10 protein-coding genes and 1 tRNA gene are annotated in these 9,830 nt (G+C 62.2%); 8 read left to right on the forward strand and 3 right to left on the reverse strand.

All coding sequences use genetic code 11. The annotated features are described in order from the left end of the window. Positions 1-99 precede the first annotated feature (99 nt). Complete coding sequence (gene trpC / locus G3446_RS24485; protein WP_164456261.1) at positions 100-900, forward strand: indole-3-glycerol phosphate synthase TrpC; 801 nt, start codon at positions 100-102, stop codon at positions 898-900. Positions 901-1,038: 138 nt separating this feature from the next. Here trpC and crp read toward each other — a convergent pair whose 3' ends face one another. Next, the gene (gene crp / locus G3446_RS24490; protein ID WP_164456264.1) at positions 1,039-1,698 is read right to left on the reverse strand and encodes a cAMP-activated global transcriptional regulator CRP; all 660 of its coding nucleotides are present in this window, start codon (positions 1,696-1,698) and stop codon (positions 1,039-1,041) included. Positions 1,699-2,070: 372 nt separating this feature from the next. Here crp and G3446_RS24495 point away from each other — a divergent pair, with 372 nt between their 5' ends. Both G3446_RS24495 and speD read left to right on the forward strand, forming a co-directional pair. Continuing rightward, entirely contained in the window at positions 2,071-2,487 is a 417-nt protein-coding gene (locus tag G3446_RS24495) for an OsmC family protein (protein ID WP_164456265.1), read from the forward strand. Positions 2,488-2,613: 126 nt separating this feature from the next. Next, entirely contained in the window at positions 2,614-3,438 is an 825-nt protein-coding gene (gene speD, locus G3446_RS24500) for an adenosylmethionine decarboxylase (protein ID WP_164456267.1), read from the forward strand. 88 nt (positions 3,439-3,526) lie between these two features. On the opposite strand, the gene coq7 is transcribed toward speD, so the two are convergent. Together coq7 and G3446_RS24510 are read right to left on the reverse strand one after the other, a co-directional pair. Then, positions 3,527-4,186, reverse strand: coding sequence for a 2-polyprenyl-3-methyl-6-methoxy-1,4-benzoquinone monooxygenase (coq7, locus tag G3446_RS24505; RefSeq protein ID WP_164456269.1), 660 nt, complete (start codon positions 4,184-4,186; stop codon positions 3,527-3,529). Positions 4,187-4,455: 269 nt separating this feature from the next. Continuing rightward, positions 4,456-5,697 (reverse strand): (Fe-S)-binding protein, encoded by a 1,242-nt coding sequence (locus tag G3446_RS24510; RefSeq protein WP_483414741.1) that lies wholly within the window; start codon positions 5,695-5,697, stop codon positions 4,456-4,458. Positions 5,698-5,875: 178 nt separating this feature from the next. Between G3446_RS24510 and G3446_RS24515 the strand changes: the two genes are divergently transcribed. The 5 genes from G3446_RS24515 (at position 5,876) to G3446_RS24535 (ending at position 9,502) form a co-directional block, all read left to right on the forward strand. Continuing rightward, positions 5,876-6,190, forward strand: coding sequence for a (2Fe-2S) ferredoxin domain-containing protein (locus tag G3446_RS24515; RefSeq protein ID WP_164456273.1), 315 nt, complete (start codon positions 5,876-5,878; stop codon positions 6,188-6,190). Positions 6,191-6,378: 188 nt separating this feature from the next. Beyond that, a complete protein-coding gene (gene rplM / locus G3446_RS24520) occupies positions 6,379-6,816 on the forward strand; it encodes a 50S ribosomal protein L13 (RefSeq protein ID WP_164456275.1) in 438 nt (145 codons plus the stop codon). Between the two features lie 11 nt (positions 6,817-6,827). Next, entirely contained in the window at positions 6,828-7,217 is a 390-nt protein-coding gene (rpsI, locus tag G3446_RS24525; RefSeq protein WP_164456277.1) for a 30S ribosomal protein S9, read from the forward strand. Positions 7,218-7,308: 91 nt separating this feature from the next. After that, positions 7,309-7,382: transfer RNA gene (locus tag G3446_RS24530), tRNA-Gln, on the forward strand. Between the two features lie 920 nt (positions 7,383-8,302). After that, complete coding sequence (locus tag G3446_RS24535) at positions 8,303-9,502, forward strand: porin (protein WP_164456279.1); 1,200 nt, start codon at positions 8,303-8,305, stop codon at positions 9,500-9,502. Positions 9,503-9,830 lie beyond the last annotated feature (328 nt).

Below are 9,830 nucleotides of genomic sequence, written 5' to 3' on the forward strand. Positions count from 1 at the left end.
CGCAGTGCGGGAAATCTGCATGCTGCGTTTGACGAGGGGGGCCAGGGGCGACCCTGGCCTCTACTCTACCGGTTCCAATTGCCGAATCTAGGTTCATCCATGTCAGACACCCCAGACATCCTCCGGAAGATCGTTCGGCGTAAGCTCGAAGAAATCCAGACGCGCTCCGCCCAGCGCACGCAGTCCGACTTGATCGCCGACCTGGCGCAGGCCAGTCCTCCCAGGGGGTTCGCCGCGGCACTCGAGTCCAAGCTTGCGGCCGGCCAGCCCGCCGTTATCGCCGAGATCAAGAAGGCGAGTCCCAGCAAAGGGGTGCTGCGCGAGGACTTTCGGCCGGCCGAGATCGCGACGCGCTATGCGGCGGGTGGGGCGGCCTGCCTGTCGGTGCTCACGGATGTCGACTTCTTCCAGGGCAGTGAGGCCTATCTCAAGGAGGCGCGCGCGGCCTGCAGCCTGCCGGTGATCCGCAAGGACTTCATCATCGACCCGTACCAGGTCTATGAGGCAAGGGCGATGGGGGCCGACTGCATTTTGCTGATTGCGGCCTGTTTGGACGATGCGCGACTGAGCGAGCTGAGTGCTCTGGCGCATGAGCTGGGAATGGACGTACTGACCGAGGTGCATGACGCGGAAGAGCTGGAGCGCGCGCTGGCGGTCCCGGGGCGTCTCATCGGCGTCAACAACCGGAATCTGCGCACCTTCGAGGTCAGTCTGCAGACGACCTTGGATTTGCTCGGCGCCGTCCCGGCGGACCGCTTGCTGGTGACTGAGAGCGGCATCTTGGGTCGTGAGGACGTGATTCGTATGCGCGGCCATGGCGTGAATGCCTTTCTGGTCGGCGAGGCCTTCATGCGGGCTCCCGATCCAGGGGCTGCGCTTGCGAGCCTGTTCTTTGCTTGAGCCTGTCGAGCGACGACAGCAGGGCGAATCGCGAAGCCGGGGGGCAGGCGCCCTCGGATCATCGGCCGGTCGGTCGCGCATGGGCCGATTCGCCCGTGCGCGGCGACCTCGCGCGGACGGGCGCCGCGTCTGCGCTTGCTAGCGCGTCCCGAAGACGACGATCGTCTTGCCCTTGACGCTCACCAGCCCCTGCTCCTCCAGGTTCTTCATGACGCGCCCGGCCATCTCGCGCGAGCAGCCGACGATGCGTCCGAGCTCCTGACGGGTGACGCGGATCTGCATGCCGTCCGGGTGGGTCATGGCGTCAGGCTGCTTGCAGAGGTCCAGGAGTGTTCCGGCGATGCGGCCGGTCACGTCCAGGAAGGCTAAATGACCGACCTTGCGGCTGGTGACCTGGAGCCGCATGGAGAGCTGCTCGCCGATGCTGTAGAGAAATTCCTTGGCGACATCCTGGAGCTCGTCGTTCAGCAGTCGGTCGAGACGCTGATAGGTGATTTCGGCGACCTTGCACTTGGTGCGCGTGCGGATGATGACGCTGCGCATGTTTTGCGGGATGAACAGGCCCATTTCGCCGATGAACTCGCCCTTGTTGATGTAGGCAAGCATGAGCTCGCGGCGCTCTTCCTCGTCGTACATCAGGGCGGAGACAGAGCCTTCGATGAGGTAGTAGAGGCTCTCGGCGGTTTGGCCTTGGCGGATGAACTCGACGTTCTTATCGTAGGTCTTGGTATGGCACTGGGCGAGAAACGGCTCGAGCCACTTCGGCTGCTCTTTCGGCGGTTTGACGATGCTGCTCATAGCTGGGCCTGTCGTAGGGGACGGGTTATCCGGGATTCTAGGTGCGCTGCGCCGCCTTGTCGAACTGTGCTAGCCTCGCCCGCACTCTGCGATCAGGGCCGACATTCGCCGAGCTTCCTGTGCTGGCTTGCCGTGGGGGCGGAGAGCGGGGCTTTGGCTCCGAGCGGCGTTTTGGCCCCAATGGCGCGTCTGGGTCACCTTAAGCGGGCATCCAGAGCTCGGGTCATCATCAGCATAGGTCGCCATCAGGCTGAGTGATCATCATAGCCGGTCATTCATTCTCGGGGTGTCCATGTTAGCGGCTCTGCCGTTGGGCCGTCAGCCGCTAGGCTGACGGCCATTCCAAGATTAGTCGATTGAGCGGGGTTGCGAATGAAGGCGAGAGTCAAGTGGATCGATGGCGTTGCGATGCTTGGCGAGTCTGGCTCGGGGCATGGTGTCGTCATGGACGGCCCTCCGGAGCTTGGGGGGCGGAATCTTGGTGCGAGGCCAATGGAGATGCTCCTGCTGGGCATGGGGGGCTGCACCCAATTCGATGTGCTGCTGATCCTGCGCAAGGCAAGACAGGCCGTTACGGATTGTGTGGTGGAGCTGGAGGCCGAGCGTGCCGCTGAAGATCCCAAGGTCTTCACCCGGATCCATGCCCATTTCATCCTGACCGGAAAGGGGCTCGATCCCAAGCGCGTCGAGACGGCGATCCGGCTGAGCGCCGAGAAGTACTGCTCGGCGTCGATCATGCTGGGGGCGACGGCGAGTATCACCCATGACTTCGATATCCGCGAGGGCTAGGGCTGGGGCTCGCCGGGCTGCCGCTTGGCGTCGGCGCAAAACCATGCGTAGCCCGATGCTTTTTCTTGCATTCCGCGCACCTCATGGTTAGTTTGCGCGGTCTCGGTTTTTTCCGGACTGGAAGTGATGCCCACCACCCTCAAGAAGCTGCGCCTGCATGGCTTCAACAACCTCACCAAGACGCTCAGCTTCAACATCTACGACGTCTGCTACGCGGGCTCCGAAGAGCAGCGCGAGGCCTACATCGCCTATATCGACGAGGCCTACAATGCGGAGCGCCTGACCGCGATCCTGACGGACGTCGCTGAGATCATCGGCGCGAACATCCTGAATATCGCGCATCAGGACTATGATCCCCAGGGCGCCTCCGTCACCATGCTGATCTCGGAGGAGGCGATCGTCGCGGAGGGCATCTCCAACAATGCGACACCCGGTCCGCTGCCCGATGCCGTCATCGCGCATCTCGATAAGAGCCACATCACCGTCCACACCTATCCGGAGACGAATCCGCAGACAGGTATCAGCACCTTCAGGGCCGATATCGACGTCTCCACCTGCGGGCGCATCTCGCCGCTGAAGGCGCTCAACTACCTCATCCATGCGCTGGAGTCGGACGTCGTCATCATGGACTACCGCGTGCGTGGCTTCACGCGCGACGTCAAGGGGCGCAAGCACTTCATCGACCACAACATCAGCTCGATCCAAAACTACCTGTCGCGCGGCACCAAGAACCGCTATCAGATGGTGGATGTGAACGTCTACCAGGAGAACATCTTCCACACCAAGATGGTGATCCGCGACTTCCGGCTGGACGACTACCTCTTCTGTATCAAGGAGGCGGATCTCAGCCCCCAGGACCACAAGCGCATCCAGAAGCTGCTAAGGCGTGAGCTGAGCGAGATCTTCTACGGGCGCAACTTGGGCCGGAACCTGGAATTCATGGGGGACTGACGGCCTCCCGCGCATCGGGGGAGGCTAGGTCCGGGCTGCGCGGAGCCGTCTCGGCGACGGCCGCGCCTGCCTGGTCAGTCGGGTGCCGTCACACCCAGTAGACGGTGCGGGTCATGATGCGCGAGGTGAGCTTCATCGCCAGGCGGATGGGGCCGGGGAGATCCGCGCCGCCGGCCGACTTGGCAACCTGCGCGTGCTTGATCTCGTCGACTTTCATCTGCTCCAGGATGGCTCGACTCTTTTCGTCCTGCGCCGGGATCTGCTCGAGGTGATCGTCTAGGTGGCTCTCGACCTGGCGCTCGGTCTCGACGACGAAGCCGAGGCTCCATTTGTCGCCAGCGATTCCGGCCGTCGCCCCCATGGCGAATGAGCCTGCGTACCAGAGTGGGTTGAGCAGACTCTTGCGATCACCCAGCTCCTCCAGGCGCGTTTCGCACCAGGCCAGGTGATCGTTCTCTTCCTCTGCCGACCGCTCCATGCGCTGACGGGTCTCGGGCAGCTTGGCGGTTAGGGCTTGGCCTTGATAGAGCGCCTGCGCGCAGACCTCTCCGGTATGGTTGATGCGCATGAGCCGAGCGACATGCCGACGCTGATCCTTGCGGAGCTCCGGTTCCGTGAGGTTGGTCGCTGGACTGCTCCGCTCGGTGGTCTGAGGGCGGCCGAAGAGCGTGCGCATCGCGTGGTCCGCATTGATAAAGAGCCGGTCAAGCGACGAATAACGTCTTGTGCTCGCGGTGTGGGTCTTCATGTCGGGGGTTGGGTCCAAGCTGATCGTTAGATCGACATTCTGCGTGCTCGCCGCGGACGCTTCAACCTAGATCCGGCCGTAGCGGGCTTCACCCGGCGGGTGAGCCAGCAGGAAGCCCCGATCTTGAAAGTGATCAAGGCGTTGCATGAAGCGCGAAGCGGTCAACTGCCGGATCTTGGTTCAACCAGGTGCCGCCGGGCGGCCTCGGGCTGCATATCTCCCTTGGGTCCAGCAAACTGGCGACTGGCGCCTGAGAGCCCTCTTCAAGCTCAGTCGTCATCCGGAAGCTGCCGGGCGATCAGCTCGACGGGATGGCAGACCTCGATCGCCAGGCCGGCCTCTTGGATTCCGCCGATGAGGTGGAGCGCGCAGCCTGGGTTGGTGGTCACGACGATGTCCGGGCGCCGCTCGCGCAGGGCCGCTAGCTTGTCCTCGAGCAGTGCGTTGGACATCTCCGGCTGCTGCAGCAGGTAGGTTCCGGCGGCCCCGCAGCAGTGCTCGTTGCCGGGCATCGGCGCGACATCGATCTCCGGAATGCGCCTCAGTAGGCTGTAGACCGCCTCGGTGCCGCCGAGAAGATTACGGTGTGAGCAGGGCTCGTGAACGAGCACTCGGCGCGCCAGCGGCTCGAGGTCGAGCGTGCTCGGCCATGGCTGCCCGTCGATGAAGGCGCAGATCTCTCCCGCCTGGGCGAGCCCTGGCTGCTCGCGCAGCTCGGCGATGCAGGCGCTGGCGACGCCGACTAGCGGTCGCTGAGCGTGTTGGTGTGCGGTGGCTTCACGGTGGTGGCGAGCCTCTTCCGGAAAGCCGTTGTGTCTCATGATGGCGCCGCAGCACTCGGGCGCTGTCGGGATGCGGGGCTCGAGGCCGAGCCGCCGGCATACCTCGAGGGTGGCAGCGATCGCGGCGCCCTGGGCGCTGAGCCCCGTGCAGCCGACGAAGAGGTCGAAGTCGGTGAGCTTGGGCGATTGGGCGAGACGCTGGCGGGAGGTCTCGGCCATAGCGATCGCAAGCCGGTGGTAGGCGCGTCTCAAGGGTGATCGGGTGGCATGGATTCGCTCGGCGAAGCGGGCCAATCCGCTGGAGACGTAACGCCGGGCGAGCTGGGCCAGCCGGCGGTTGACGGTCGCGCTCGATAGGCCTTGAAGTGCGCGCCGCAGCAGCGCGCGGCGCCACGCCGGTCTTAGGGCAAGCCGCCTTGCCTTGGCGCCGTCGGCAAGGCGGCCGTAGGCAACGAGCGATGGGCAGACCGTCTCGCAGGCGCGGCACGTCAGGCAGCCGTCGAGGTGTCGCGCGAGCGCCCGGGACATTGGGATCTCGCCGGAGACCCACCCTTGGACGAGTGCGATCCGTCCGCGTGGCGAATCGGCCTCGTTCCTCGTCTTCAGGTAGGTGGGGCAGGCGGCTAGGCAATAGCCGCATTTCACGCATTGATCGGCCAGGCGGAGCAGCTCTTGGTCTGCGGCATCTGGGGTTGTTTGCGGGGCGGTTGGCAATACCCTTGGTCTCAAGGCTGGTCTGCTAATGGTGCTGGTCTGCGAGTGATTGAGCTGAAACGAATCGGGCGCAGCCCGGAGACGTAAGTCTCGGGCGGGTATGGTGTGGGGTGCGGGATTGGCTGCAGCAGGTGTTGCGGTCACCATAGTAACCTCCTACCCGCCCTGCTTGCTGCAATTCAGGTTATTGACGATGGCATTCTATCGATATCACGTCTTCTTCTGTACGAACCAGCGCGACGATGGCAGCCAGTGCTGCAGTCTGTCCGGAGCCGGGCCGGCGCGCGATTTTCTCAAGGCGCGGACCAAGGCGCTTGGCTTGGCTGGCCCCGGCGGGATTCGGGTCAATGTCGCTGGATGTCTCGGTCGTTGCGCCGAGGGGCCAGTCGCTGTCGTCTATCCCGAAGGCGTTTGGTACACCTATGTGGATCGCGAGGATCTCGAGCAGATTCTGCAGGATCATCTGATCGGCGGTCGCCCCGTGGAGCGGCTGCGGCTTCCCGACTGAAGGGCCTGCCTCCCCCTGCGCCGAGCGCAGAGGACGTCGTGAGCTGGCGTCACTGGAATCGCGCTCATCTGGGGTTGCGTGCCCCTATTCTCTCGCGTATAGTTCGCGGTCTTTCTCGATGCAGATAACGTATTCACGGCCAGCGCGCTGATCCTTAATCGTGCGCGGGCTTCCCGGAGCGAAGGATCATGACGACGACTGTTAGCGCCAAGCCCGCCGAGGTTCGCCGCGCTTGGTATCTGGTCGATGCCGAGGGCAAGACCCTTGGTCGACTCTCTGCCGAGCTTGCCCGGCGCCTGCGCGGCAAGCACAAGCCTCAGTACACGCCGCACGTCGATACCGGCGACTATCTTGTTGTGGTCAATGCCGAAAAGATTCGGGTGACTGGCAACAAGCTTCAGGACAAGATGTACTACCGGCACACTGGCTGGGTCGGCAGTCTCAAGTCGACGAGCTTGAGCAAGCTCCTCGAGACCGCGCCGGAGCGTGCCATCGAGCTCGCCGTCAAAGGGATGTTGCCCCGCGGGCCTCTTGGTCGGGCCATGCTGAAGAAGCTGCGCGTTTACGCCGGGCCGGATCATCAGCATCAGGCTCAGCAGCCTCAAGTTCTCGAGCTCAACGTTTAGGAATCAAGTCGATGTCGGAGACGCAACTTTGTACCGGTCGCCGGAAATCCTCCGCTGCGCGTGTCTTCTTGACGGCGGGCTCGGGTGACATCACCGTGAACGGTCGTCCGCTGGATCAATACTTCGGTCGCGAGACCGCTCGGATGGTCGTTCGCCAGCCGTTGGAGACCGCTGGTCTCGCCGATCGCCTTAACGTTCGGGTGACCGTGAGTGGTGGTGGTACCACTGGTCAAGCCGGCGCAATCCGTCACGGAATTGCGCGCGCGCTTGTGGAGTTTGATGAAGAGCTGCGCAGCCCGATGCGTCGCTCGGGCTTTCTGACCCGGGATGCGCGTGCTGTCGAGCGTAAGAAGGTCGGCCTGCACAAGGCGCGTAAGCGTCCTCAATTCTCCAAGCGCTAAGCTGGGGAGTGCTGATCGCGCGTTGCATCTCGGCGGCTGGCTCGCTAGTCTAGTTTTCGCGCGATGCGGCGGCGCTCGGCAAAGCAGTTCTTGGGGGATCGTCTAGTGGTAGGACAGCGGACTCTGACTCCGTCAACCTAGGTTCGAATCCTAGTCCCCCAGCCATTTCGAGCTACGACAAAGGCCCTGACTCAGTCAATGAGTCGGGGCCTTTGTTGTGGGCGACTTCCGGAGAATCTTCTTGTTGGGGCATGGGCGTCCGTCGGATGGGTAAGGCCTCTGGCGGAGCGCCGGCAGGGCTGATTGCGGCTTGGCGGGCGCGCCCATCTTGCCGGCTGCAGGGATGCCGATTTCTGGAAATCGTATTGCGGGCTTCTTTTCGGTCGATCAGGGTCGCTCTTCCTCGGCGGGCTTGGGGCTTGGTCTTCACTGGCTTGGCATCCTGAATCCGGCATTTGAAAGCGCGAAGCCCCAAAGCTGGCTGCGGGGCAAGGGCAAGTGGGGGCGGGCTTGTGCAGCCTGGGCTCTTCGCTCGCTGTGTGGCATCCACTGTTCAGGCGCGCATGGAGATCCTTTGCGATCTTCATGCGCCAGACTGCGGCTCGATCGTCGGGCTCTCCGTCTAGTGCGTGTCGAGCGGATCTTCCCCTTAAAATGTGCTCTATTTGCAACAATCGGGTGCGTGCCCTTCTAGGGGTGCGGTAGGCTTGGTCTCTGGGTGGCCTGATGTTCGGGGTCGTCGGGTCGGTCTGGCTTACTTCTTTGATCTCGGTCAGGTTTTCTTGTGCGTCACCTGTCGCCTATCTTTGAGCGTGGTGCGTCGGTTGCGCTCGGGCGGTGAGCGTGTTGCACTTGAGGTCTCCTGCGATGGTGAGGCTTTGTGAGGGAATTCCTGTGCTTGTTGCGGTGCGTGGCTCCTATATTGATGCGTTTGGTGTAAAAATGATACAGGCTCGCGGGGTGTGTCTTTTTTTCGCCCAATCTGTTGCAAAACGCCCTGCCGTCCTCTATAGTTCACAGCGCAAAGCATGATTGCGCTCGGTTTCTGCAGTCAAACTGACAAATTCACAACAGCGGAGAACAGCATGAACAAGAAACTCCTTACCCTAGCGGTCGCCGCCGCCATGGTCGCTCCGACCGCAGCAATGGCAGAGGCTATTCTCTACGGCAAGCTGCATATGTCGATCGACTATGCCGACCGCGAGAGCTACAGCGTCGCACCGATCACGGATCCGGTGACGGGTGAGATCACCGGCCTTCGCCGTGAAGACTTCCGTGGCTGGGGGCTGAATGGTGGGGGCTCTCTCCCGGGCGCTCCTCGGTCGAACCGCATCGGTGTCAAGGGCTCCGAGGATCTGGGTAACGGCCTCAAGGCGATCTATCAGGTGGAATTCGGCGTTCAGCTGGTCGAGACGAGCACGTCGCGCAACGCGGCGAGCGGCTCAGATAACACCGTCGGCATGCGTAACAGCTTCGTCGGCTTGGCTGGCGGCTGGGGTACCTTCCTGGTCGGTCGTCACGACACCCCGCTGAAGATCTCCACCGGCAAGCTGGATCTCTTCGCCGATACCATGGCCGACTACAACGGCACCGTCGGCTTCGATGACAAGCGTGTTGATAACGCGATCGCCTACATCAGCCCGGATCTGTCTGGCTTCCAGCTCGCCGCTGCGGTGCACGCCGGTGCCGGGGAAACCGTAATCTCCGAGGAGAACGTGAACTCCGACAGCCTGGCAGAGGGCTACTCGATTGCCGGTATCTACAGCAACGGTCCCTTCTATGCGTCCTTGGCTTACGAGTCCTTCGGCAGCGAGCTCTTCATGGACTCCGAGACGAGCTTCCTGGGTCGGACCTTCCCGAATGGTAATCTGCGCCTGGGCTACGTGGACGACGACTACACCAAGTGGCGTGTCGGTCTCGGATTGCTCGACTGGAACGGTTTCACCCTGACTGGTATCTATGAGGAGCAGTCTGACATCCCGAATTCTGTGAACGATAAGCAGAAGCTGTGGCAGATTCAGGCCGGTTACGCCTTCGGCAACAACATGGTCAAGGGCATGTACGGTAGTGTTGATCGCGACGCACGCTTCAGTAGGATTGACCAGGATAGTTCTCTCGGTGACGTTAGGCGCACGCTTGAGGGCGATCTCTACACTTGGGGCGTGGCCTTCGACCATAACTTCAGCAAGCGCACTAAGGCCTACATTCTCTATACTCAGGTCGACGATGACGTCGAATTCTCGGACTGGGACGGCTTCTCGGTCGGCATGATTCATAAGTTCTAAGCCGTTAAGGTCTTAGAGCGTGAATCTGAAACGGGGCCTTCGGGCCCCGTTTTCATTTGGGGCGATGCGCTCCCTGGTGTGGACCTCGCGCCATTGGGTTCTTGAGCCTAAAAAGAGCAGTTGAACCGCAAAGGGCGCAAAGAGCGCAAAGGATTTCAACATCTTGTCTGCGAAGCGATGCTCACCCAGAGGGTGAAGCGACGTAGTAATGCAAACCTCTGTTTTTCTTCGTGTCCTTCGCGCCTTTGGTGTGCCAGGAGAAACCTGGCCAGTCTAGCAGCCTGCGAGGTGGCTGCCATGTGAACTGCTGATGAGACATGTAGCTGCG

The organism is Thiorhodococcus minor (assembly GCF_010820565.1).
Classification (GTDB): Bacteria; Pseudomonadota; Gammaproteobacteria; order Chromatiales; family Chromatiaceae; genus Thiorhodococcus; species Thiorhodococcus minor.

Excerpts from the sequence above, each read along its gene's own strand:
- crp (WP_164456264.1), bottom strand. The coding sequence starts at position 1,698 with ATGAGCAGCATCGTCAAACCGCCGAAAGAGCAGCCGAAGTGGCTCGAG.
- rpsI (WP_164456277.1), top strand. The coding sequence starts at position 6,828 with ATGTCGGAGACGCAACTTTGTACCGGTCGCCGGAAATCCTCCGCTGCG.
- coq7 (WP_164456269.1), bottom strand. The coding sequence starts at position 4,186 with ATGAAGACCCACACCGCGAGCACAAGACGTTATTCGTCGCTTGACCGG.
- G3446_RS24515 (WP_164456273.1), top strand. The coding sequence starts at position 5,876 with ATGGCATTCTATCGATATCACGTCTTCTTCTGTACGAACCAGCGCGAC.
- G3446_RS24495 (WP_164456265.1), top strand. The coding sequence starts at position 2,071 with ATGAAGGCGAGAGTCAAGTGGATCGATGGCGTTGCGATGCTTGGCGAG.
- trpC (WP_164456261.1), top strand. The coding sequence starts at position 100 with ATGTCAGACACCCCAGACATCCTCCGGAAGATCGTTCGGCGTAAGCTC.
- G3446_RS24535 (WP_164456279.1), top strand. The coding sequence starts at position 8,303 with ATGAACAAGAAACTCCTTACCCTAGCGGTCGCCGCCGCCATGGTCGCT.
- rplM (WP_164456275.1), top strand. The coding sequence starts at position 6,379 with ATGACGACGACTGTTAGCGCCAAGCCCGCCGAGGTTCGCCGCGCTTGG.
- speD (WP_164456267.1), top strand. The coding sequence starts at position 2,614 with ATGCCCACCACCCTCAAGAAGCTGCGCCTGCATGGCTTCAACAACCTC.